The sequence below is a fragment of the Pseudomonas fluorescens genome (assembly GCF_902497775.2).
In the GTDB taxonomy this organism is placed as follows: Bacteria; Pseudomonadota; Gammaproteobacteria; order Pseudomonadales; family Pseudomonadaceae; genus Aquipseudomonas; species Aquipseudomonas putida_F.
Window position 1 is genome coordinate 4,233,465 of the sequence record NZ_OZ024668.1, and the last position, 24,126, is coordinate 4,257,590.

Genomic DNA, 24,126 nt, shown 5'->3' on the forward strand with positions numbered 1-24,126 from the left:
AGCCCCCATGAGCGAACACAACATACTCACCCCGACGGGCTGGGTACGCGGACGCCTGTTGCTGCGTGACGGCCGCGTCGCCGCCATCGACGGCCAGCCATGCGACCCGCAGAGCAACGATCTGCCCTACCTGCTGCCCGGTTTCATCGACCTGCACGTGCACGGCGGCGGTGGCAGTGACGTCATGGAAGGCGCCCAGGCGTTCGCCACCATCGCTCGCACCCACGTGCGCTTCGGCACTACTTCGCTGCTAGCCACCACCATGACCGCGCCGAAGGAAGAGCTGACCCGGGTGCTCGGCGCGCTCGGCGAGTACGCCCGCCAGCCGCGCAGCGATGGCGCCCGGGTCCTGGGCGTGCATCTGGAAGGTCCGTACATCAACCCCGGCAAGCTCGGCGCACAGCCGAACTTCGCTCACCTGGGGATGCTCGAAGAGGTCGACACCTACCTGGCCCTGGCACCGATCAAAGTGATCACCATTGCCCCGGAAATCGCCGGCCACCTGCCGTTGATACGCGCCTTGAGCGAACGCGGCGTGCGCCTGCAAATCGGCCACACCCTGGGCAGCTACGAAGAAGGCGTGGCGGCCCTTGAAGCCGGCGCCACCAGCTTTACCCACCTGTACAACGCCATGAGCCCGCTGCACCACCGCGAGCCGGGCATCGTCGGTGCGGCCCTGGCCCATGCGCGCTTTGCCGAACTGATCCCCGACCTGCTGCATGTGCACCCCGGCGCCATCCGCGTGGCCCTGCGCTCGATCCCCTGCCTGTACTGCGTGACCGATTCCACCGCCGCCGCCGGCATGCCCGATGGCGAGTACAAGCTCGGCAGCCACACCGTGACCAAATGCCTGGGCGGCGTGCGCCTGCCCGACGGCACCCTGGCCGGCAGCACCCTGACCATGGACCTGGCCCTGCGCAATCTGGTGAAGATCGGCCTGCCCCTGGCCGAAGCCTCCCAGCGCCTGTCGCAATTCCCCGCCGATTACCTCGGTCTGGAAGCACGCGGGCGCCTGCAGCCCGGTAGCTGGGCCGACGCCGTCAGCCTGGATCGCAACCTCAACCTGATCGGCGTAATGGTCGAAGGAGAACACCTTGAGCTCTAAGATGCTTGCAGAGGCCCTGACCTCGACCACCGTCGTGCAAACCCAGTTGGAGCGTTGCGACGCGCGTATCGCCAACGTCGCCGAACAGCTGCGCAGCCTCGCGCCGCAGGTTGCCCTGACAGTCGCCCGTGGCAGCTCGGATCACGCCGCCAGCTACTTTGCCTACCTGACCATGCAGCAGCTTGGCCTGCCAGTGGCCTCGCTGCCAATGTCGGTGGTGACCCTGCAGAGCTCGCCCCTGCAGGTGCGCGGCCAGGTGGCCTTGGGCTTTTCCCAGTCGGGCCAGAGCCCGGACCTGGTCAACAGTCTGCAAACCCTGCGCGAACGCGGGGCCACCACCCTGGCGCTGGTCAACGCTGAAGACTCGCCACTGGAGCGTGCCTGCCAGTACCACCTGCCGCTGTGCGCCGGCCCGGAACTGAGCGTCGCCGCCACCAAGAGCTTTATCGCCACCCTCAGCGCCAGCGCCCGCCTGGTCGCCCACTGGCAGCAAGACCCGGCGCTGCTCGAAGCGGGCCTGGCCCTGCCCGGGCAACTGCGCGAAGCCGCTGAGCAAGACTGGAGCCTGGCCATCGAGCAACTGCGCGATTGCCAGCGGCTGATGGTCATCGGCCGGGGCGCAGGCTTTGCCATCGCCCAGGAAGCAGCGCTCAAGTTCAAGGAAACTTCGGCGATCCAGGCCGAAGCCTTCAGCAGCGCCGAAGTGCGTCACGGCCCGATGGCGCTGATCGATGCCCACTATCCGCTGCTGGTCTTCGCCCCTCGCGGCGTGGAGCAGGCAGGCTTGCTGCAACTGGCCGAAGACATGCGCCAGCGCGGCGCCAAGGTGCTGCTGGCAGCGCCGGCGGACATCCCTCAGCGCAACCTGACCTTGAGCAGCGCCGCCCACCCGGGCCTCGATCCGCTGCTGGCGATCATGAGCTTCTATGTCATGGCCGCAGGCCTGGCCGAGGCGCGTGGCATGGACCCGGATCAGCCCCGTCACTTGAGCAAAGTGACCCGAACTCACTGAGGCACCGAGGACCTTGCGCATGCCCAACAACAAGAACATCACCCTCCATGCCCCCCTCGAAGGCCCGCTATTGCCGCTCGACCAGGTGCCCGACCCGGTGTTTGCCGGTGGCACCTTGGGCAACGGCATCGCCATCGACCCGCTCAACGACTGCCTGCAGGCGCCCTGCTCCGGTACCGTCATTCACCTGGCGAAAACCCTCCACGCCCTGACCTTGCGGGCCGACAACGGCGCCGAGATCCTCATGCACATCGGCCTTGATACCGTGCAACTGCAGGGCAGCGGCTTCGAAGCGCTGGTGACCAATGGCGAACGGGTCGAGCGTGGCCAGCCGCTGATTCGCTTTGACCTGGACCTGGTTGCGCAACACTGCACCAGCCTGATCACCGTGATAATCCTCAGCAACAGCAGCGATTACCGCTTGCTGCCGCGCACCACCCGTTCGGTGGCTCTGGGCGCACCGCTGCTGGATGTCATCCCCAACGCCGGCGCCGGTGCAACCACCGCCACCAGCAGCGGTGAGACCGTGCGCGGTGGCGCCAGGGTCGCTCATCACGGCGGCCTGCATGCGCGCCCTGCGGCCTTGCTGCGCCAAACTGCCCAGGGTTTTAGCAGCCGCGCCGAACTGCACTTCAACGGCCAGGTCGCCCCGCTCAACAGCCTGGTGGCGATCATGGGATTGGGGGTGGGCGAAGAGGATGACGTCGAGATTGTCTGCACAGGCGCCGACAGTGCCGCGGCGCTGCAGGCCCTGCTGGCGGCAGTGGCCACCGCGACCGTCGGCGAACAGCATGCTGCCCCTGCCGTCAGCGTTCAGGCCAAACCCGATGCCAACCTGCAGCCCGGCATCCTCAATGGTGTCTGCGCATCACCTGGCCTGGCCAGCGGACCGCTGGCGCGCCTGGATGCGATACGCCTGCCGCAAGATCCGGGCGGGCATCAACCCGCCCCGCAGCACCAGGCCCTGGACGCCGCACTCGCCAACGTCAAAACCGCCATTGAGGGTGATTTGCAGCACCTGCAACAGGGCGATGCCGCAGCCATTTTCGAAGCGCACCTGGCACTGCTCGACGATCCGTCACTGATCGATGCCGCGCGTCAGCGCATCGACCAGGGCGTCGCCGCCAGTCACGCCTGGAGCCAGGCCATCGACGCCCAGTGCGCGATCCTCAAGGCCCTCGACAAGCCGCTGCTGGCCGAACGCGCCAACGACCTGCAGGATTTGCAGCAACGGGTGCTGCGCGCCCTGCTCGGCGAGACCCGCGTGCTCGACCTGCCACCCTCGGCCATTATCGCTGCCCATGAACTGACGCCCTCTGACCTGCTACTGCTCGACAAGCATGCGGTGGCCGGGCTGTGCATGGTCGCCGGTGGCGCCACTTCCCATGTCGCCATCCTCGCTCGCGCCCGCGGCCTGCCCTGCCTGGTTGCCCTGGGCCCGGACCTGCTGAATCTGCAAGCCGGCCAGGTACTGGTCGTGGATGGCGAACAGGCCCGGCTGGAAACCACCCCAGACGCCGAACGCCTGGCCCAGGTCGCGCAGCTGCGCCAGCAACACCAGCAGCGTCGTGATGAGCAGCAAGCTGCGGCCCAGGGCAGCGCCCAGACCCGTGACGGGCGCCTGATCGAAGTCGCCGCCAATGTCGCCTCGGCTGCCGAGGCCGCCCAGGCACTGACCCTGGGTGCCGATGGGGTCGGCCTGTTGCGCACTGAGTTCCTGTTCGTCGACCGCCACACTGCCCCGGATGAACAGGAGCAACGCAGCGCTTACCAGGCCGTGCTGGATGCCATGGGCGAACGGCCGGTGATCATCCGCACCATCGACGTTGGCGGCGACAAGCAGCTGGATTACCTGCCACTGCCCCACGAAGCCAACCCAGTGCTCGGCCTGCGCGGCATTCGCCTGAGCCAACTGCGCCCCGAACTGCTCGACCTGCAATTGCGTGCCCTGCTGCAGGTCAGCCCGCAGCGTCGCTGCCGGATCATGCTGCCGATGGTCAGCGAAGTCGATGAGCTGCTGGATATCCGCCAGCGCCTGGACAGGCTGGCCAGCGAGCTGGGCATCAGCCAGCGCGCCGAACTTGGGGTCATGATCGAGGTTCCAGCCGCCGCCCTGCTCGCCGAGCGCCTGGCCGAACACGCCGACTTCTTCTCCATCGGCACCAACGACCTGTCCCAGTACACCCTGGCCATGGACCGTGACCATGCGGGCCTGGCCGCTCGCGTCGATGCCCTGCACCCGGCGTTGCTACGCCTGATCGACCTGACCTGTCAGGGCGCCGCCCGCCATGGCCGCTGGGTCGGCGTGTGCGGGGCCCTGGCCTCGGATCCGCTGGCCACCTCGGTGCTGGTCGGCCTCGGGGTCAGCGAGCTATCGGTCAGCGCCCCGCAGGTCGGCGAGATCAAGGAGCGCGTGCGCCAACTCGACAGCAGCGAATGCCGCGCCTTCAGCCAGCAACTGCTGGGCTTGTCCAGCGCCCGCGCCGTGCGCCAGGCCTGCCGCGATTTCGCCGCACGCCCATTGCAACACCGCCACTCCCCACTCAGCACAGAACAATAACCGGAGCGCACCATGTACCAGCACTTCATCCAGGGCCTGCAACGACTCGGCCGCGCCCTCATGCTGCCCATCGCCATCCTGCCGATTGCCGGCCTGCTGCTGCGCCTGGGCGACACCGACCTGTTGGACATTGCCCTGATCCACGATGCCGGCAATGCGATCTTCGCCAACCTGGCGCTGATCTTCGCCATCGGTATCGCCGTCGGCTTTGCCCGCGACAACAACGGTACCGCGGGCTTGGCCGGAGCCATCGGCTACCTGGTGCTGGTGTCGACACTCAAGGTCATCGACCCGCATATCGACATGGGCATGCTCGCCGGGATTCTTTGCGGCCTGCTCGGCGGTGCGCTGTACAACCGCTTCAAGGACATCAAGCTGCCCGAGTACCTGGCCTTCTTCGGTGGCCGGCGCTTCGTGCCGATTGTCACCGGTTTGTCGGCCGTGGGCCTGGGCCTGCTGTTCGGTTTGATCTGGCCGCATGTGCAGGACAGCATCAATAGCCTCGGCAAGCTGATGCTCGACAGCGGCAGCATCGGCGCGTTCTTCTTCGGCGTGCTCAACCGCCTGCTGATCGTCACCGGCCTGCACCATATCCTCAACAACCTGGTGTGGTTCGTCTTTGGCAGTTTCCAGGGTACCAATGGCCTGACAGTGACCGGCGACATCAGCCGATATTTCGCCGGGGATCCCCGGGCCGGCCAGTTCCTCGCCGGGATGTTCCCGATGATGATCTTCGGCCTGCCTGCCGCTTGTCTGGCCATGTACCGCCATGCCCTGCCGGCGCGGCGCAAGTTGATTGGCGGGATTTTGCTGTCGATGGCCCTGACCTCGGCACTGACCGGCGTTACCGAGCCGATCGAATTCGCCTTCATGTTCCTCGCGCCATTGCTGTTTCTGATTCACGCGGTGCTCACGGGGCTGGCCATGGCCCTGTGCGACCTGCTCAACATCCGCCTGGGCTTTACCTTCTCCGGTGGCGCGATCGACATGGCCCTGGGCTGGGGTCGCTCGACCAATGGCTGGATGGTGTTCCCGCTAGGGCTTTTGTATGCACTGGTGTACTACTTTGTTTTCGACTTCTGTATCCGCCGCTTCAATCTGAAAACCCCGGGCCGCGAAGATCAGCCCAGCGAAGAAGCACCGGCCCAGGACAGCAGCGCGCCCCGCGGCAAGCGCTACATCGATGCCTTGGGTGGCGCCGGCAACCTGCTTTCGGTGGACGCCTGCACCACTCGCCTGCGCCTGCTGCTCAAAGACCGTAGCCTGGCTCAGGATGGCGTGCTGAAAACCCTCGGCGCCATGGCCTTGGTGCGGCCGGGCTCCGGTGGCAGCCTGCAGGTAGTGGTCGGGCCGCTGGCCGATACCATTGCCGACGAAATTCGCAACCAGTTGCCTCATGCCCTGGCGAAGGTGGTCGAGCAGCCCCAGGCCAAAGCCGAGGCCAGCGAAAGCATGGCGGCTGAAGACTGGCTGAGTGCATTGGGTGGCAAGGACAATGTGCTCAAAGTGGACTGCGTGGCCCTGACCCGGGTGCGGGTCGAGCTCAAGGATGCGCGCAAGGTGGCGCGCGAGCGCCTGCTGGCGCTGGGGTGCCAAGGGGTCAGCCCGCTGGCGGACGGGACCTGGCATTTGTTGATGGGCAAGCGTGCTGCTGCCTTGAGCCAGGCGTTGCAGGGCTGAAAAGCATCGCGGGGCAAGCCCGCTCCCACTGTGGGAGCGGGCTTGCCCCGCGATGAGGTCCTTAGAAGTCCGCTAGCTGCCAGACCTCATAAGCCGGTGTCTCATAAGGATGGCTGAGCTTGAGGGCAGCGACCACCGAGCCAATCAGCTCGTCGGTCACCACCAGCTCGACCCGCCATTCTTCGATCTGCTCGACCACGCCGGTCTGCCCGAGGAACGGCTGGCTGCCGTCCAACGGGCGAAACTGACCCTGGCCCAGCACCTGCCAGGCACAGCAGTCGTAGTCGCCGATACGTCCGCCACCTGCGGCGAACACAGCGGCCTTGACCACGTCCACATGGCTTGGCGGGACAAAGAAGGCGAGCTTGTACACCCTTAGTTCACCCACGCCCGGGCGTTGCGGAACATGCGCATCCACGCCGCGTCTTCGTTCCAGTCATCCGGACGCCAGGAGTTCTGCACGGCACGGAAGACCCGCTCAGGGTGCGGCATCATGATGGTGACGCGACCGTCGCGGCTGGTCAGGCCGGTGATCCCGCGCGGCGAGCCGTTCGGGTTGGCCGGGTAGCTCTCGGTGACCTTGCCGTGGTTGTCGACGAAGCGCAGGGCCACGCAACCGGACAGGTCGGCTTCGAGCAAGGCTTCTTCGCTGGCGAACTCGGCATGGCCTTCACCGTGGGCAATGGCGATCGGCATGCGCGAACCGGCCATGCCCTGCAGGAAGATCGAGTTCGACTTCTGCACTTCGACCATGGCCACACGGGCTTCGAACTGCTCGGAACGGTTACGCACGAAGTGCGGCCAGAACTCGCTGCCCGGAATCAGCTCGTGCAGGTTGGACATCATCTGGCAACCGTTGCACACACCCAGGGTGAAGCTGTCGGTACGCTCGAAGAAGCCTTGGAAAGCATCACGGGCACGGGCGTTGAACAGCGCCGACTTGGCCCAGCCTTCACCGGCGCCGAGGACGTCGCCGTAGGAGAAACCACCGCAGGCCACCAGGCCTTTGAAGTCGTTGAGGTCAACACGACCGGCGAGGATATCGCTCATGTGCACGTCGATGGCGTTGAAGCCGGCGCGGTCGAAGGCTGCGGCCATTTCGACCTGGCCGTTGACGCCCTGCTCGCGCAGCACTGCCACTTGCGGACGCACGCCCTTCTTGATGTACGGCGCGGCGATGTCCTGGTTGACGTCGAAGCCGAGCTTGACGCTCAGGCCCGGATTGTCTTCTTCCAGCAGCACGTCGAACTCTTGATCGGCGCAGTCGGCGTTGTCGCGCAGACGCTGGATCTGGTAGCTGGTTTCAGCCCACTGGCGTTGCAGCAGGCGACGGTCGCCCTTGAACAGCTCCTCGCCGGCCAGCTTGATAACCACTTCGCCGTTGTTGATCGGCTGACCGATCACCGCGACGCAGTCTTCGCCAAGGCCGGCAGCGCTGAACTGCGCCAGCACGTCCGGGGTGGCGTCCTGACGCACCTGGATCACCGCACCCAGCTCTTCGTTGAAGAGGATGGCAGCGATTTTTTCGCGCTTGCTGGTCAGGGTGTCCAGTTCCAGGTCCAGGCCGCAGTGGCCGGCGAAGGCCATTTCCAGCGCGGTGGTCAGCAGACCGCCGTCGGAACGGTCGTGGTAGGCCAGCAGGTGGCCGTCGGCGTTCAGGCCCTGGATCACGGCGAAGAAGGCCTTGAGGTCTTCGGCGTCGTCGACATCCGGAGCCACGGTGGCCAGTTTGCCGTGGGTCTGGGCCAGGATCGAGGCGCCCATGCGATTCTTGCCACGGCCCAGGTCGATCAGGATCAGGTCGGTCTCGCCCTTGTCCATGCGCAGCTGCGGGGTCAGGGTCTTGCGCACGTCGAGTACCGGGGCGAAGCCGCTGACGATCAGCGACATCGGCGAGGTGACACTCTTCTCGGCACCCTCTTCGCTCCACTTGGTCTTCATCGACATGGAGTCCTTGCCCACCGGAATGGTCAGGCCCAGCTCCGGGCACAGTTCCATGCCGACAGCCTTGACGGTGTCGTACAGGCGGGCATCTTCACCCGGGTGGCCGGCAGCAGACATCCAGTTGGCCGACAGCTTGATGTCGGACAGCTTGCCGATGTGCGCGGCAGCCAGGTTGGTCAGGGTCTCGCCGATCGCCATGCGCCCGGACGCCGGAGCGTCGAGCAGGGCCAGCGGAGTGCGCTCGCCCATGGCCATGGCTTCACCGGTGTAGACGTCGAAGCTGGTGGCGGTGACGGCGCAGTCGGCCACCGGGACCTGCCACGGGCCGACCAGCTGGTCGCGGGCAACCAGGCCGGTGATGGTGCGGTCGCCGATGGTGATCAGGAAGCTCTTGCTGGCAACGGCCGGGTGGCGCAGCACGCGCTCGACCGAGTCGTTCAGTTCCAGGGTGCTTGGGTCGAAGTCATCGCCCAGCTCCGCTTCGCGAGTCACCGAACGGTGCATGCGCGGCGGCTTGCCCAGCAGCACGTCGAGCGGCATGTCCACCGGGGTGTTGCCGAAGTGGCTGTCGGTCACGGTCAGGTGCGGCTCGGCGGTGGCCTCGCCGACCACCGCGAACGGGCAACGCTCGCGCTCGCAGATAGCCTGGAAGCGCTCGAAGTCGCCGGCGCTCACCGCCAGGACGTAACGTTCCTGGGATTCGTTGCTCCAGATTTCGTGCGGGGCCATGCCCGGCTCGTCGTTGGGCACGTTGCGCAGTTCGAAGCGGCCACCGCGGCCACCGTCGTTGACCAGCTCCGGGAAGGCATTGGAGATGCCGCCGGCGCCGACGTCGTGGATGAAGGCGATCGGGTTCTTGTCGCCCAACTGCCAGCAGCGGTCGATGACCTCCTGGCAACGGCGTTCCATTTCCGGGTTCTCGCGCTGCACCGAGGCGAAATCCAGGTCGGCGGAGCTGGCGCCGGTATCGACCGACGAAGCCGCGCCACCGCCCAGACCGATCAGCATGGCCGGGCCACCGAGCACGATCAGCTTGGCGCCGACGGTGATCTCGGCCTTCTGCACGTGGTCTTCGCGGATGTTGCCCAGGCCGCCAGCGAGCATGATCGGCTTGTGGTAACCACGCACTTCTTCGCCGTGCGGGGTGTTGATCGACTGCTCGAAGGTACGGAAGTAGCCGGTCAGGGCCGGACGGCCGAATTCGTTGTTGAACGCGGCGCCACCCAGTGGGCCTTCGACCATGATGTCGAGGGCGGTGACGATGCGGTCCGGCTTGCCATAGGCCTGCTCCCATGGCTGTTCGAAGCCCGGGATACGCAGGTTGGAGACGGTGAAACCGGTCAGGCCAGCCTTGGGCTTGGCACCGCGGCCGGTAGCGCCTTCGTCACGGATCTCGCCGCCGGAGCCGGTGGAGGCGCCGGAGAACGGCGAGATGGCGGTCGGGTGGTTGTGGGTCTCGACCTTCATCAGAATGTGCACCGGCTCCTGCACCGCGCCGTACTGGCGGGTTTCAGGGTTCGGGAAGAAGCGCCCGGCCACGGAACCGACGATCACCGAGGCGTTGTCCTTGTAAGCCGACAGCACGCCTTCGTTGTGCATCTGGTAGGTATTCTTGATCATGCCGAACAGGCTTTTTTCCTGGCTCTGGCCGTCGATATCCCAACTGGCGTTGAAGATCTTGTGGCGGCAGTGCTCGGAGTTGGCCTGGGCGAACATCATCAGTTCGATGTCGTGCGGGTTGCGCTTGAGGCCCTGGAAACTGGTGACCAGGTAATCGATCTCGTCTTCGGCCAGGGCCAAGCCCAGCTCGACGTTGGCTTTTGCCAGGGCGGCGCGGCCGCCGCCGAGGATGTCGACGGCGGTCAGCGGCTTGGGCTGGGCGTGGCTGAACAGGCCGGCGGCCTCTTCGAGCTTGCTCAGCACCAGCTGGGTCATGCGATCGTGGAGGATGTCGGCAACGAGGGCAGCATCGGCGTCGCTCAGCTCACCACTGACGTAGTAGGCAATGCCCCGTTCCAGGCGCTGGATGTTCTCCAGGCCGCAGTTGTGGGCGATGTCGCTGGCCTTGCTCGACCAGGGCGAGATGGTGCCGAAACGCGGAACCACCAGGAACAGGCGGCCGCTTGGCTCCTGGACCGGTACGCTCGGGCCGTACTTGAGCAGGCGCGCGAGCACTTGCTGTTGGTCGGCACTCAGATCGCCGTCAACCTCGGCGAAATGCGTGAATTCAGCATACAAACCACTAACAGCGGGGACTTTCTGGCTCAGTTGCTCGATTAACTTACCGTGGCGAAAGGCAGAAAGGGCAGGAGCGCCGCGCAGGATCAACATCGTCGGGACAGCCTCAGGAAGGGGGTGTGCTTAGAGGCCGTGAATTCTAGCCTAATTCCGGCGCTTTCGGCACCCGAAACACAGTATTGCAGTACCTGCGCATGTCGGCCCGGCAAAGCGGACTCAGGGGTCAAAAAAAACCGTCTGTTTTGCCCGCTATTTTGCCTCTAACGCAGAGATCGCTAGCAGACAAGCAAACCGTTGTCGAGATATGGCGCGACCGGTCCTTTGCGTATACTGCAACCTATGTTCGCCCAAACCGCTTTGCGCCAGCGGTGCGCCAGATGGCTCATCGCAACCGGACTCTTCCTGATGCTCGGTGCCTGTGTTGAAAAACCCAGCACCCTCGAGCGAGTCAAGGAAGACGGCGTGCTGCGCGTAATTACCCGCAACAGCCCGGCCACCTACTTCCAGGACCGCAACGGCGAAACCGGCTTTGAGTACGAGTTGGTCAAGCGTTTCGCCGACGATCTGGGCGTGGAGCTGAAGATCGAGACCGCCGACAACCTCGACGATCTGTTCAACCAGCTCGGCCAGCCTTCCGGCCCGGTACTGGCGGCGGCCGGCCTGGTCAGCAGCGAACAGCGCAAGTCCCAGGTGCGTTTTTCCCACCCGTACCTGGAAGTCACCCCGCAGATCATCTACCGCAACGGCCGCCCACGGCCCACGGACGCCAAGGACCTGGTCGGCAAAAAGATCATGGTGCTCAAGGGCAGCACCCACGCCGAGCAGATGGCCGAGCTGAAAAAGCAGTATCCGACGCTCGAATACGAAGAATCTGACGCAGTTGAAGTGGTCGACCTGCTGCGCATGGTCGATGAGGGTCAGATCGACCTGACCCTGGTCGACTCCAACGAACTGGCAATGAACCAGGTCTACTTCCCCAAGGTGCGGGTGGCCTTCGACCTCGGTGATGCCCGTGATCAGCGCTGGGCGGTGGCTGCCGGCGAAGACAACAGCCTGCTCAACGAGATCAACGAATTTCTCGACAAGGTGCAGAAGAATGGCACCTTGCAGCGTCTGAAGGATCGCTATTACGGCCACGTCGATGTACTGGGTTATGTAGGCGCTTATACCTTTGCCCAGCACCTGCAACAGCGCTTGCCCCGCTACGAGAAGGCCTTCCAGGCCTCGGCCAAGAAAGAACAGGTCGACTGGCGCCTGCTGGCTGCAATCGGCTACCAGGAGTCCATGTGGCAGGCCGAGGTGACCTCCAAGACCGGCGTGCGCGGCCTGATGATGCTGACCCAGCGCACTGCCCAGGCCATGGGCGTGTCCAACCGCCTGGACCCGGTGCAGAGCATCCGTGGCGGCGCCAAGTACTTCATGTACGTCAAATCCGAGCTCGATGACAGCATCGAGGAGCCGGACCGCACCTGGTTCGCCCTGGCCGCCTACAATGTCGGCAGCGGCCACCTGGACGATGCGCGCAAACTGGCCAAGCGCGAAGGCCTGAACCCGAACAAGTGGCTGGACGTGAAGAAGATGCTGCCGCGCCTGTCGCAGAAGCAGTGGTACAGCAAGACCCGCTACGGCTATGCCCGCGGCGGCGAGCCGGTGCACTTCGTCGCCAACATCCGCCGCTACTACGACATCCTCACCTGGGTGACCCAGCCGCAGCTTGAAGGCAGCCAGGTGGCCGAAAGCAACCTGCATGTGCCGGGTGTGAACAAGACCAAACCGAACGAGCAGACGCCGCCGTTGTGAGACTAGGGGCCGCCTTGCGGCCCCGGATTCAGGCCTTCGCCCGCCGCGCCTTGAAGAACTCGGACAGAATCGTCCCACACTCCTCTGCCAGCACCCCGCCCTCGAATATCACCCGGTGATTGAGAAAGCCCTGGGTAAAGAATTGGCCCTGGCTCTGCACCACGCCCGCCTTGGGCTCCAGTGCGCCGTACACCACGCGGTTGATCCGCGAATGCACGATCAGGCCGGCACACATGCTGCACGGCTCCAGGGTCACGTACAGGGTGCTGCCCGGCAGCCGGTAGTTGCTCGCGGCCTGGGCAGCGGCGCGAATGGCGACCATCTCGGCATGGGCACTGGGGTCGCTGCCACTGATCGGGCAGTTGAAGCCGCGGCCAATCACCTGGCCATGCTGGACCAGCACCGCGCCCACCGGCACTTCGCCCATGGCCGCGCCCTGCGCCGCCAGTTCCAGCGCCAGGCGCATGAACTCCTGATCGCGGCTGCGATCGATGATCTGCGGTTGGCGCATCAGACCACCTCGATCGCGGCCATCAGGCCGGTTTCCATATGGTCGATCACGTGGCAGTGGAACATCCAGGTACCCGGGTTATCAGCCACCAGCGCGACCCGCGCGCGCTCGTTCTTGCCCAACAGGTAGGTGTCGGTGAAATACGGCTCGACCTTGCGCTTGTTCGAACCAATCACCTTGAAACTCATACCGTGCAAGTGGATCGGGTGCTGGTACTGAGTCATGTTCTTCAGCTCGAAGATGTAGCTCTTGCCCTTTTGCAGCGTGGCGATCGGCCGGTCGGCACAGGTCTTGTCGGTGATGTCCCAGGCCTTGCCGTTAATCTGCCAGAGGCTCGGCGGCTTGCCGTTGTCGGTGTTCACCGAAACCGAGCCGACCCACTCGAAATTGAAGTTGAGCTTTTCGGCGTTGGCCAGGTCCGGCTCGGCAATCGGGTTGGCCGGCAGCGGCGCGGGCCAGTCGCCCGCAGCTTCGCTGCTGGCCACCGAACGCAAGGTGCCCAGGCGCACCGGACCATCGCGCAGCGACAGCTCTTCACCGGCTGGCGGCATCTTGATCGCCAGGCAGATACGCATGCCTGGGCCCAGCCAGTAGTCCTTGCCCAGCGGGCGCGGGGTGATGGGGTTACCGTCCAGGGCGTAGACCCGCGCCTCGAAGTTGCCCTTGAGGTTGATGCGGTAGGTCAGGGTGTTATCGAGGTTGAGCAGGCGCACCCGCACGATCTGCCCGGCGGGCATCTCGACCACGGCGTTGGCCTGGCCGTTGATGGTGATCAGGCGCCCAGCTGTGCCGCCACGGGCTGCCTCACGGGGGATACTGAAGGGCAGGTAAGCGCCCTGCTCGTCCACGTGCCAGTTCTTCAGGCTCAGGGTGCGCTCATGCTTGAAGCCGGTAGGCTCGCGCTCCTCGACGATCAGCGGGCCGACCAGGCCGCGACCCAGCTCTTCGGAGCTGTTCACGTGCGGGTGGTACCAGTAGCTACCGGCATCCGGCACGCGGAATTTGTAGTCGAAGTACTCGCCCGGCAACACTGGCAGTTGCGAAACGTAAGGCACGCCGTCCATTTCCAGCGGCAGGCGGATACCGTGCCAGTGAATGGTGGTTGCCACCGGCAGGCGGTTGATAAAGCGCACCCGCAGCCACTCGCCCTGGCGCACGCGCAGCTCGGTGCCCGGCGCCGATGGGCCAAAAGCCCAGGCTTCGGTCTTGAACCCGCAGACCAGCTCGACATCCAGCGGTGCGGCGATCAGCTCGTAGTCATGCCCGGCATTCGGATCGGTACGCCCCAGCCAGTAACGGGACGCGCCACCGGCGCCCAGGCCAATCGCCACCAGGCCGCTCAGGCCACCGAGAATTTGTCGCCGGGTAAAGGACATGCAGCAGGTACCTCACATCGCAGGAACAACATGCCGGCACCTGGCGGCAAAGGGCCAAGGTACCGGCGATGAAGGGCGAATACGATACACCTGCAAATGCGAAAGATTAAGTGAAGAGTTGCCGCAGGGCCCTAGCTTCGGGGCCGGATCACCCCGGGCGGCGCGCTTTGCGGGTCGAGGTACTGGACCCGCTGAGGGCGGGTTTCCACGGCCAGGCGCAAGTCAGCCTGCACAATCCCATCCGGCCTACCCATGCTTGGCCGGTAGTACTCGCCCGGATCCGGGGTGATACCACTCGCCTGGCCCGGGCCGGCATCGACGATGCGCAGCCCCGGCACGTTCTGCAGATCGGCCAGGCCCGGTACCCTTTTGTAGAAATTGACGTGAGAGTCGCCGACCAGGGCGATCCATTTGTCGTTGGGGCGCGCGGCCCGCCCAGACCTGATGACCCCCTCGGCGTGGTAGTTCATCACCTCCTGACGCAGTATCCCACCCGGCTCCTCCAGGCCATCCAGGCGGTAGCTGGCCGCGCAGTCCAGGGCCCTGACCTCGATGCCCTGGGCGCGCGCCTTGCGCACCAGTTCCAGAAAGCTATACACCCCGGTGGGGTCAGTGCGATGGCCGGTATCCAGCAATTCGAGGTAACGGCGCAGGTTGTCGCTCATCCGCCCGGTGCGGGTGAAGACATCCAGATCAGCCTGGTGCAGGTCGTTCATCAGGTGCTCAAGGTACAAGGTGCGTACACCCTTGGCATACAACGGCTTGAAGTTCTCCATCAGCCAGCGCTTGCTGGCAATCGCCTGGTGCGATTCGCCGATCACCACACCGGGATGCTCGTCGAACAGCTCGATGAACGCCCGTTGCGGGGTTAGCGTTGGCGCTGGCGACACAACATTGCGCAGCGGGACAGGACCCAAGCGGGAAAAGAAGGCGCGGGCATCTTCACTCAATTGTACCCGCAGCGCATCCAGGCTGTGGAGTACCGGCAACAGCGGCGAGTGCGGGTTGTAGAAGTCACCTTGCAGCAGGCGTCGATTGGCGCTGTGCAACAGCTCGCGTACGGCTGGCCGGGCTGTGGGGGGAACATCGTAGTTGTCGGCCAATGGCTCGAAAGGCGAATAGTCGATAGCTTCGGTCACAGGCTCGGGGGTCAAGCCGCCCAGGCATTGACCGCCCCCGCGCAGGCACAGCGACTCCAGCACTTGCCACTGCCCTTCTTCTGTCAGGCGCACCGGCAGCGCACCGCTGAAGGCAAAAGGATTGTCCGGCGCAACGATCAGCCAGGTATTGAGCGCGGGGTCGAAACGCACCCGGTAGGTCGCGCCTTGAATCTCGATGTACTGAGCGCCATCGGCCAGGGTGACCACACCACGCGTACTGCCGGCAAGCGCGGGCTCGACGTCGGTCAAGGTGTTGCTTTCCAGGCTTGCCAACTGCGCCGTCGAACGCTGCCCGAGCGGGCGCAGAAAAGGCAGGTTGAGCAACAACTCCACGGCCGCGACAATTGCCCCCAGCACCGCCCCACGCCGCTCCTCGTGGCTGTCGCCATTGATCGCCTGTTCGATGTTAAGGCCCAGGCTTGCGGCATTGACGGCCACCGCCAGCAATGCCAATGGCCAGCCCAGGGGCGCGGCGGCACCGAACAGCCGGGACGCCCCCCCCCCAGATAACCCACCCAGAGCTGCGCGCGCAGTTCGGCATTGGTACGCAAGGCCGCATCGGTATCGTGCTCCATGCGCTGCTGGGCGCTGTTGCGCATCCAGGCAAAGGCATTGCCGTCGAAGGCCTGGCGTTGCAACTGCTGGCTGAACGATTCGACGCGACCCTTGGCCCATTGCTCCATCTTGCTGCGTAACGTCGCGATTGCTGACGGATCGGCGTGAAAACGAGCGAGCAATTGCTCACGGCTGGCGTCGGCTTGCAACCAGCCGAACAACGTCGTGCCGAGCTCACCCTCACTGGCGAAACCCTGGAAGGAAGGCACGGCACCCGGCAGGTAAAGCAGTTGCTCGCCGTGCTGCCCCTTTATCCACAGCGCATCGGTACACCGCTGCCCGCCCAGGCTCAGGGTCGCCACAGAGCTTCCTGCCGTCGGCCGCTTCAACGCCTTGAGATCCGCCATTGCCAGTACCGCAGCGCTATCAAAGCCCACCGCATCGTACGCCAGCTTTAGTTGCACCTCGCTCAGCTGCCCGCTCAGACCGGACTGCAGCGCCTCGCTCAGGTAGGTGAGCTTGGCCAGAGTGCGTACATCGGCCCCATGTTCACGCCAGAACGCCGCCAGCCGGCGCTGGTAGACCGCACCGAAATCCAGGTCCCAGAGCGCATTGAGCACACGCTGCGGCAGCAGGCGGACTTCATTGGTTTCATCGTAGCGATGGGCGTGGGCATCGGCCGAGTAAAACCCGCCGTACAGCAACAGCAGGTCGGCATTGTCCTGGTCGCTGGCGCGAAACCTGCGCATGACCAGCTCGGTCAGGGTCATGGACTGATCAGGTGTGCCGTAGTGTTCCCAGCCGGTGAAGGTCCTGCTGCTGCTGACAGCGCCGGCAAAGCGGTGCCAGTAGATGCTGTCCGGATCACCGATCAGGTTGCCTTCGGTACGCAATAACCCTTCGGCGGCCTCTCGGGCTTGATCGTGCAGATCAGGAAAGGCCTGTACCACCCGTTGGGCAATGGCCGACAGTTCATTGTGCAGAAGCGGGGAAGTTTCGTTCATGTCGCAGGTCTCCAGAGAAAGGAGGCCCACTGTGCTAAACGAGGTGCAACCGAGGCGTTAGATAGTTACTACGGCATAAAAAAACGCCATGTCCGGAAGGGACATGGCGTTTTTTCAAGCAACGGGCGGGATCATTCCCACTCGATGGTCGCTGGCGGCTTGCTCGACACGTCGTAGGTGACGCGGGAGATGCCTTCGATCTCGTTGATGATCCGGCCGCTGACGGTTTCCAGCAACTCGTACGGCAGGTGCGCCCAGCGCGCGGTCATGAAGTCGATGGTCTCGACCGCACGCAGGGCCACGACCCAGGCGTAACGACGGCCGTCGCCGACCACGCCCACCGATTTCACCGGCTGGAACACCACGAAGGCCTGGCTGACCTTGTGGTACCAGTCGGCCTTGCGCAGTTCTTCGATGAAGATGTGGTCGGCGCGACGCAGCAGGTCGGCGTATTCCTTCTTCACTTCACCGAGGATACGCACACCCAGGCCCGGGCCCGGGAACGGGTGACGGTAGACCATGTCGTATGGCAGGCCCAGCTCCAGGCCAAGGCGACGAACCTCGTCCTTGAACAGCTCGCGCAGCGGCTCGACCAGCTTGAGGTTCATCTCTTCCGGCAGGCCACCCACGTTGTGGTGCGACTTGATCACGTGGGCCTTGCCGCTCTTGGCGCCAGCCGACTCGATCACGTCCGGGTAGATGGTGCCCTGGGCCAGGTACTTGATGTTGTGCAGCTTGTTCGACTCGGCATCGAACACGTCGATGAAGGTGCGGCCGATGATCTTGCGCTTCTTCTCTGGGTCGGCTTCGCCGGCCAGGTTGCCGAGGAACTGCTCTTCGGCGTTGGCGCGGATCACCTTGACGCCCATGTTCTCGGCGAACATGGCCATCACTTGCTCGCCTTCGTGCAGGCGCAGCAGGCCGTTGTCGACGAACACGCAGGTCAGCTGGTCGCCGATGGCCTTGTGCAGCAGGGCTGCAACCACCGAGGAGTCAACGCCGCCGGACAGGCCGAGCAGGACGTTGTCAGTGCCGACCTGGGCGCGGATCTGGGCGATGGCGTCTTCAGCGATGTGCGACGGAGTCCACAGCGCTTCGCAACCGCAGATGTCGAGGATGAAGCGCGAGAGGATGCGACCCCCCTGCTTGGTGTGGGTCACTTCCGGGTGGAACTGTACGCCGTAGTAGCCACGGGTGTCGTCGGCCATGCCGGCAATCGGGCAGCTCGGGGTGCTGGCCAGGATGTGAAATTCTTCCGGGATGCGGGTGACCTTGTCACCGTGGCTCATCCACACATCCAGACCGAACACGCCGTCGGCGTCAACGTGGTCTTCGATGCCGTCGAGCAGGCGGCTCTTGCCGACTACATCAACGCGGGCATAACCGAACTCACGCAGCTCGGAACCTTCAACCTTGCCGCCCAGTTGTTCGGCCATGGTCTGCATGCCGTAGCAGATACCGAATACCGGTACGCCCAGGTCCCAGACCGCCTGTGGCGCGCGTGGGCTGTCGGCTTCATGCACGGACTCGGGGCCGCCGGCGAGGATGATGCCGCGTGGGGCGAATTCGCGAATCGCTTCATCGTCCATGTCGAACGGGTGCAGTTCGCAGTACACGCCGATTTCGCGCACGCGGCGGGCGATCAGCTGGGTGTACTGGGAACCGAAGTCGAGGATCAGGATGCGGTGAGCGTGAATGTCGAGGGCCATGACTCAATCTCTGATGCAGCTGCAAGCTTCAAGCTGCAAGCTGCAAGTTGTTCGGGAATTACGCGGTAGCCGCTGCTGAGCAGCTACCGCTTGGAGCTAGAAGCTTGTCACTTGCCGCTGGAGGCGTTAGCCGACCCGATAGTTTGGCGCTTCTTTGGTGATTTGAACGTCATGCACATGGGACTCGGCCATGCCGGCACCGGTGATGCGCACGAATTCAGGCTTGGTGCGCATCTCTTCGATGTTGGCGCTGCCGGTGTAACCCATCGAGGAACGCAGGCCGCCCATCAACTGGTGGATGATCGCGGTCAGGGTGCCCTTGTATGGCACGCGGCCTTCGATACCTTCCGGTACCAGCTTCTCGGCGCCGGCCGAGGAGTCCTGGAAGTAACGGTCGGAGGAACCCTGGGCCTGGGACATGGCGCCCAGCGAACCCATGCCGCGGTAAGCCTTGTAGGAACGGCCCTGGAACAGCTCGATCTCGCCCGGGGCCTCTTCGGTACCGGCGAACATCGAACCCATCATCACAGCCGAGGCACCAGCAACGATGGCCTTGGACAGGTCACCGGAGAAGCGGATGCCGCCGTCGGCGATCAGCGGGATGCCAGTGCCTTCAAGGGCAGCGGCGACATTGGCGATGGCGCTGATCTGCGGCACGCCGACACCGGCGACGATACGGGTGGTGCAGATCGAGCCTGGGCCGATACCGACCTTGACGGCGTCAGCGCCAGCTTCGGCCAGGGCCTTGGCAGCCGCGCCGGTGGCGATGTTGCCGCCGATGACCTGAACCTGCGGGAAGTTCTCCTTGACCCAGCGAACGCGATCGATCACGCCCTTGGAGTGACCGTGAGCGGTGTCGACCACCACCACGTCAACGCCAGCGGCAACCAGCGCCGATACGCGATCACCGGTGTCTTTGCCGGTACCGACCGCAGCACCGACGCGCAGGCGACCCTGGTCGTCCTTGCTCGCCAGCGGGTAGGCCTTGGCTTTTTCGATGTCGTTGACGGTCATCATGCCTTTGAGGGCGAATGTGTCGTCGACGATCAGCACGCGCTCGATGCGGTGCTTGTGCAGCAGTTCGCGGGCTTCGTTCTTGTCGGCGCCTTCCTTGACCGTGACCAGGCGTTCTTTAGGCGTCATCACTTCACGGACGGTGGCATCCAGACGGTTTTCGAAGCGTACGTCGCGGGAGGTGACGATGCCGACCAGGTCGCCATTGTGCAGCACCGGAACGCCGGAGATGTTGTTCAGCCGGGTCAGTTCGAACAGGTCACGTACCGTGGCGTCAGCCTCGATGGTGATCGGGTCCTTGACCACGCCAGCCTCGAACTTCTTGACCTTGCGCACTTCGGCAGCCTGCTGCTCGATGGTCATGTTCTTGTGGATGATGCCGATGCCGCCTTCCTGGGCCATGGCAATGGCCAGACGGGCTTCGGTCACGGTATCCATGGCGGCGGAAACCAACGGAATATTCAGCTCGATGCCACGGGTCAAACGGGTCTTGAGACTGACTTCATTGGGTAGCACCTCTGAATAACCAGGCACTAGGAGAATGTCGTCGAAGGTCAGGGCTTCTTGGCTGATACGCAGCATCGCGGGGGCTCCCGGGCGGGAAAAATGGAAGCGCGCCATTATACTCATCCCGTGCCCTTCGCTCAATGCAAAGATGGGCCTTCGGTCAGTTACCTTCGCGGGTTACCTTCACCACGGCCACCGGCTGGTCCAGCCAATCGGCGAAGTTATCCAGAAAAGCCTGCTTGAAGCCCGCTGCGCTCCAGTTATTGAAGATGAAACCGAGGTTGGAAAACGCACAGGGCTGAAGGAACAGAAAACCGTTGATGTCGTCTTCATGGCCGCACAGCGGGCAAACGAAGTTTTCCGTGCGTGCGGGCATCCAGTCTTCCAGGCTCTCGAACAGCGCCACGCCAACTTCCTTGCGGCATTCGGCGCAGCCGGCCTCTTCGAGAAAGCCTTCGGTGGGGGTATAGATGCAGCGCTTGGTAATCACCTCAAGGCCGTTGACCGGATGACCGAACGGCAGCAGCTCGGGCCGCTCGACAACTTTGCGCGCCCCTTCGGCGATGGCGTAGGCCATGCGGTTGCCGGTACTACCGCAGGTGCTCAGTTGCTCCTCGATGACTTTTTCGCGCACCAGCCAGCGCAGGATCGCCCGGGCGCGGGCCTCATGGACGGGGACGGTGGAAATCTTCGGGACAATAATGTTCTGGGTCGTCATCACAGCGGCCAAACAGGTTCAAAGATGCCAGTTTACCTCACTCAGGTAGCGGCCGATCAGGGCAATGCCGCTGGCCAGCACCAGCCAGGTGACCAGGCGCACGAAGGTTTCGCGCGACATGTTCAGGGTCAGGCGCCGGCCCAGGTACAGCCCGGCCAGCATCATCGGCAACAAGCACAGCGCCAGCAGCAACAGCGGCAGGTCGGCATACACGCCGGCAATCAGGAACAGGCTCAGGCGTACCACGGTGCTGCAACTGATCAGCGCGCTCTGCGTGGCCCGTGCCTGCTCCTTGGAGGGCAGCCGGGCATTGAGGTAGAGGGCATATAGAAAGCCGCCGCTGCCGAACAAAGCACCGAACAGGCCGCCCACCGTGCCCATCGGCACTGACCAGGCCGCCGACAGCTGCGCCGGCTTGACCTTCACCGCCAGGCTGTAGAGGGCATAGGCGCTGATAAACAGCCCCATCAGCAGCAGCAACAGATCGGACTTGAGGTTGAGCAGGAATACCACCCCGAGGGTACAACCCAGCGCCATGCACGGCAGCAGGCGCATCAGTTCCGGGCGCGCTACCGCTTTGCGCGCCGGCAGCCAGTTGCCGAAGGCGGCGACGAAATCCAGCAATACCAGCAAAGGGATGATCCGCGACAGCGGCATGAAGTTGATCAGCACGGGGCCGGCCACCAGTGCGGTGCCGAAGCCGGCGATACCGAAGACGACATAGGCAGCGCCAATACCCAGCAGGATCGGCAGCCAGTCGAGGGTGGTAAACGGCAATTGGGCAAACAGGGTCGAGAGCATGACGGTCTTCACCAATGGATGTGTGGAAACTTTAGCCAGCGGCAAGCCATGCCGACTAATATGCAATTACCTTACAAGCCATCTTGAAACGGCATAGCTGCAATGATCTCTACCCGTCAGTTGCGTTACTTCGTCGAAATTGCCGAAAGCGGAAGCTTCAGTGCCGCCGCCGAGCGACTGTTCATTGCCCAGTCGGCCCTGAGCCGGCAGGTCAAGGAGCTGGAGTCGCAACTCGACACCCTGCTGTTCGAGCGCACTGCCCGCCAGCCGCGACTCACCGCAGCGGGCCAGGCTTTTTTGCCGCGGGCGCGGACCTTGCTGGTGGACCTGGAAAAAGCCCAACGCCTGGCCCGTGAGGTCGGCCAGGGCGTGCGCGGCAGTCTGCGCCTGAGTCACTCGAGCACCGTGCCGCTGACCGGGCATTTGCTGGCGCGGCTCAGTGGCTATCTGAATGACAACCCCGGGGTGTCAATGGAGATCGCCCAGCAATCCTCCGAGGCGCAACTTGAGGAGCTGGCCGAGGGTCGCCTGGAGCTCGGCCTGCTGCGCTTGCCGGTGTTGCGTCAGCATGAGGGGCTGTGTGTTCAGCCATTGTTCGAAGAGCCTTTGCTGCTGGCGGTCGCCGAAGGTCATCCCTTGGCCGGGGAAAGCAGCGTTACCCTGGCGCAGTTGCGCGATGAGCGGTTTATCTCCATCCCCCACCGCCAGCGCGGCGGGTTGAGCTACCTGTCTGCCGAGCTGTGCATGGCTGCGGGGTTCTTCCCACAGGCAGCGCGGGTGGTGTCGCGCAAGACTACCCAGTTGCAGTTGATCCAGGCGGGCTTTGGCGTGGCCCTGCTGCCGCAGTGCATGCAGGAGATTGCCCCGGCTTCGCTGCGGTTCATCGCCTTGGCGGATGAGGGCTGCAGCAGCACGGTGGCGCTGGCCTATCGGCGTGATGCCGGGGCGCTGGTAGAGCAATTCGTCCTGAACATGGGGGCTGGCCTTGCCAGCGATGAAGACAGCGCCGAGCCGCTGCCACCCCGGCACCACAATCCTTTATGATGCAGCCCATGATCAAAGACCCCTTCGAAAGACTCGGCCTGGACCGCGAAGTCCTGACCGTCAGCCAACTCAACGGCCGCGCCCGGGTGCTGCTGGAAGACGTGTTCCGCAATGTCTGGGTCGAAGGCGAGATCTCCAACCTCGCCCGCCCGGCCTCCGGTCACGTCTACTTCACCCTCAAGGACAGCGGCGCCCAGGTGCGCTGTGCGCTGTTTCGGCAGAACGCCGCGCGGGTCCGCCAGGCCCTGCGTGATGGCCTGGCGGTCAAAGTGCGCGGCAAGGTCTCGCTGTTCGAGGGCCGTGGCGACTATCAACTGATCCTCGACACCGTCGAGCCGGCCGGCGACGGAGCCCTGCGCCTGGCCTTCGAAGCGCTGAAAGAAAAACTCGGTGCCGAAGGCCTGTTCAGTGCCGAGAACAAACGCGCCCTGCCCGCTCACCCGCAACGCATCGGCATCGTCAGCTCGCCCACTGGCGCAGTGATCCGCGACATCATCAGTGTGTTCCGCCGCCGTGCGCCGCAGGTCGAGTTGACCCTGATCCCCACCGCCGTGCAGGGCCGCGAAGCCATCAAGCAGATCGTCCGCGCCCTGCAACTGGCCGACAGTCGCAGCTTCGACGCGCTGATCCTGGCCCGCGGCGGCGGCTCGCTGGAAGACCTCTGGTGCTTCAACGAAGAAGCCGTGGCTCGCGCCATCGCTGCCTGCAAGACGCCGATCGTCAGCGCCGTCGGCCATGAAACCGATGTCTCGATCAGTGACTTCGTCGCCGACGTGCGCGCCCCGACGCCGTCCGCCGCCGCCGAGCTGCTGGCCCCGGACAGCAGCGACCTGCAACGACGCATCGACAGCCTCAAGCGCCGCCTGCTGCTGCGCATCCAGAGCCGCCTGACCCACGACCGCCTGCGCCTGGACAGCCTGACCCGGCGCCTGCGCCACCCGGGCGAACGCCTGCGCCAGCAGGCCCAGCGCCTGGATGACCTGGACATGCGCCTGCGCCGCGCCTTCGAGCAGCGCCTGAACCAGCGCCGCGAACGCCTCGCGCGCCTGGACACACGCCTGGCCGCGCAACACCCAGGACGCACCCTGGCCCTGCTCAAGCAGCGCCTGGACAGCCTCGCCGAACGCCTGCCACGGGCCATGCGCGAGACCCTCAAGGACCGCCGCCAGCGCCTGCAAGCGCAAGTCCAGACCCTGCACGTGGTCAGCCCCCTGGCGACCCTGGGCCGTGGCTACAGTATCTTGCTCGACGAGCGCGGCCAGGCCATCCGCACTGCCGCCCAGACCCACAACGGCCAGCGCCTGACCGCCCGCCTGGGCGAGGGTGAACTGCAGGTGCGGGTCGAAGACAACCACCTGACTCCGGTCACGCTCTCTTTACTGGACTGA

16 protein-coding genes are annotated in these 24,126 nt (G+C 64.6%); 7 read left to right on the forward strand and 9 right to left on the reverse strand.

What is annotated here, in order from left to right; genetic code table 11:
- Positions 1 to 7 precede the first annotated feature (7 nt).
- From nagA to nagE, 4 genes are read left to right on the forward strand one after another with little or no spacing between them, the layout of a single operon-like run.
- Positions 8 to 1,105: an N-acetylglucosamine-6-phosphate deacetylase gene (nagA, locus tag F8N82_RS19505; protein WP_038996853.1), complete on the forward strand. Its 1,098-nt coding sequence runs from the start codon at positions 8 to 10 to the stop codon at positions 1,103 to 1,105.
- On the forward strand, positions 1,095 to 2,117 hold the full coding sequence (locus F8N82_RS19510; RefSeq protein WP_095162461.1) for an SIS domain-containing protein: 1,023 nt from the start codon (positions 1,095 to 1,097) through the stop codon (positions 2,115 to 2,117). The genes nagA and F8N82_RS19510 overlap by 11 nt, the downstream gene beginning before the upstream one ends.
- A 19-nt stretch (positions 2,118 to 2,136) precedes the next feature.
- Positions 2,137 to 4,677, forward strand: a complete 2,541-nt coding sequence (gene ptsP / locus F8N82_RS19515) for a phosphoenolpyruvate--protein phosphotransferase (protein WP_038996855.1) — start codon at positions 2,137 to 2,139, stop codon at positions 4,675 to 4,677.
- A gap of 12 nt (positions 4,678 to 4,689) precedes the next feature.
- On the forward strand, positions 4,690 to 6,357 hold the full coding sequence (nagE, locus tag F8N82_RS19520; protein ID WP_038996856.1) for an N-acetylglucosamine-specific PTS transporter subunit IIBC: 1,668 nt from the start codon (positions 4,690 to 4,692) through the stop codon (positions 6,355 to 6,357).
- 61 nt (positions 6,358 to 6,418) lie between these two features.
- On the opposite strand, the gene F8N82_RS19525 is transcribed toward nagE, so the two are convergent.
- Together F8N82_RS19525 and purL are read right to left on the reverse strand one after the other, a co-directional pair.
- Positions 6,419 to 6,730, reverse strand: a complete 312-nt coding sequence (locus F8N82_RS19525) for a YqfO family protein (RefSeq protein WP_038996857.1) — start codon at positions 6,728 to 6,730, stop codon at positions 6,419 to 6,421.
- A 2-nt stretch (positions 6,731 to 6,732) separates the two neighbouring features.
- The gene (gene purL, locus F8N82_RS19530; protein WP_038996858.1) at positions 6,733 to 10,632 is read right to left on the reverse strand and encodes a phosphoribosylformylglycinamidine synthase; all 3,900 of its coding nucleotides are present in this window, start codon (positions 10,630 to 10,632) and stop codon (positions 6,733 to 6,735) included.
- A gap of 246 nt (positions 10,633 to 10,878) precedes the next feature.
- Here purL and mltF point away from each other — a divergent pair, with 246 nt between their 5' ends.
- Complete coding sequence (mltF, locus tag F8N82_RS19535; RefSeq protein ID WP_038996859.1) at positions 10,879 to 12,339, forward strand: membrane-bound lytic murein transglycosylase MltF; 1,461 nt, start codon at positions 10,879 to 10,881, stop codon at positions 12,337 to 12,339.
- A gap of 28 nt (positions 12,340 to 12,367) precedes the next feature.
- On the opposite strand, the gene tadA is transcribed toward mltF, so the two are convergent.
- From tadA to F8N82_RS19570, 7 genes are all read right to left on the reverse strand, one after another.
- Positions 12,368 to 12,850 carry a tRNA adenosine(34) deaminase TadA gene (gene tadA, locus F8N82_RS19540; protein WP_038996860.1) on the reverse strand — a complete coding sequence of 161 codons (483 nt, stop codon included), beginning with the start codon at positions 12,848 to 12,850 and terminating at the stop codon, positions 12,368 to 12,370.
- Positions 12,850 to 14,226, reverse strand: a complete 1,377-nt coding sequence (locus F8N82_RS19545; protein WP_038996861.1) for a multicopper oxidase family protein — start codon at positions 14,224 to 14,226, stop codon at positions 12,850 to 12,852. The genes tadA and F8N82_RS19545 overlap by 1 nt, the downstream gene beginning before the upstream one ends.
- Positions 14,227 to 15,631: 1,405 nt before the next feature.
- Positions 15,632 to 16,945: a dermonecrotic toxin domain-containing protein gene (locus F8N82_RS19550; protein WP_338918829.1), complete on the reverse strand. Its 1,314-nt coding sequence runs from the start codon at positions 16,943 to 16,945 to the stop codon at positions 15,632 to 15,634.
- A gap of 131 nt (positions 16,946 to 17,076) precedes the next feature.
- Positions 17,077 to 18,654 carry a glutamine-hydrolyzing GMP synthase gene (gene guaA, locus F8N82_RS19555; protein ID WP_038996865.1) on the reverse strand — a complete coding sequence of 526 codons (1,578 nt, stop codon included), beginning with the start codon at positions 18,652 to 18,654 and terminating at the stop codon, positions 17,077 to 17,079.
- A gap of 126 nt (positions 18,655 to 18,780) precedes the next feature.
- Positions 18,781 to 20,250, reverse strand: coding sequence for an IMP dehydrogenase (guaB, locus tag F8N82_RS19560; RefSeq protein ID WP_038996868.1), 1,470 nt, complete (start codon positions 20,248 to 20,250; stop codon positions 18,781 to 18,783).
- Between the two features lie 85 nt (positions 20,251 to 20,335).
- The gene (locus F8N82_RS19565; protein ID WP_038996869.1) at positions 20,336 to 20,893 is read right to left on the reverse strand and encodes a sugar ABC transporter ATPase; all 558 of its coding nucleotides are present in this window, start codon (positions 20,891 to 20,893) and stop codon (positions 20,336 to 20,338) included.
- An 18-nt stretch (positions 20,894 to 20,911) separates the two neighbouring features.
- Positions 20,912 to 21,694, reverse strand: coding sequence for a sulfite exporter TauE/SafE family protein (locus F8N82_RS19570; protein WP_038996870.1), 783 nt, complete (start codon positions 21,692 to 21,694; stop codon positions 20,912 to 20,914).
- A gap of 102 nt (positions 21,695 to 21,796) precedes the next feature.
- On the opposite strand from F8N82_RS19570, the gene F8N82_RS19575 reads away from it, so the two are divergent.
- Together F8N82_RS19575 and xseA are read left to right on the forward strand one after the other, a co-directional pair.
- Positions 21,797 to 22,738, forward strand: coding sequence for a LysR family transcriptional regulator (locus tag F8N82_RS19575; protein WP_095162455.1), 942 nt, complete (start codon positions 21,797 to 21,799; stop codon positions 22,736 to 22,738).
- 8 nt (positions 22,739 to 22,746) lie between these two features.
- Positions 22,747 to 24,126, forward strand: coding sequence for an exodeoxyribonuclease VII large subunit (gene xseA, locus F8N82_RS19580; protein WP_038996871.1), 1,380 nt, complete (start codon positions 22,747 to 22,749; stop codon positions 24,124 to 24,126).